The sequence below is a fragment of the Gilvimarinus gilvus genome, from assembly GCF_030518155.1.
Taxonomy (GTDB): Bacteria; Pseudomonadota; Gammaproteobacteria; order Pseudomonadales; family Cellvibrionaceae; genus Gilvimarinus; species Gilvimarinus gilvus.
In genome coordinates this window covers 1-348 of sequence record NZ_JAULRU010000010.1, presented here as the reverse complement: position 1 = coordinate 348, position 348 = coordinate 1, and the positions used below count along the sequence as shown (strand labels likewise).

At 50.0% G+C, this 348-nt stretch carries 1 protein-coding gene; it reads right to left on the bottom strand.

Annotation, left to right across the window (positions count from 1 at the left end; translation table 11 throughout):
• Window positions 1-348 (bottom strand): hypothetical protein (locus QWI17_RS00050; RefSeq protein ID WP_302720468.1); only part of this gene is annotated, 348 nt, incomplete at both ends.

The window sequence follows — 348 nt, the reverse complement described above, 5'->3', positions numbered from 1 at the left end:
AGTGGTAAAAGCGTTGAAAGAGCTCCGGTCAATCAAAATCGGCTGCCAGCGCTCCTGACTCAGATGACTGACCTGATGAATTCGGTCGAATATCCGAATAAGACGCTGGTACTGTTTACGATCAAGTGCCGCATTCGTTTTACGACCCGCTTTTTTCTCTTTGACCAACATCTGCTCGACAGCAGCATTGCCCTGACGAATCTGAGCACTGCGATCCGCCGCACTCAGGGTACGCTGCCCGGTCACCCTGTCAGTTTCACTTATCGACTCTGCAACGTTGTATAGCCCTTTATCCAGACTCTGCAGTGTCTGACAACCACTCAAGACAGTGACACCAATAGTAATCAG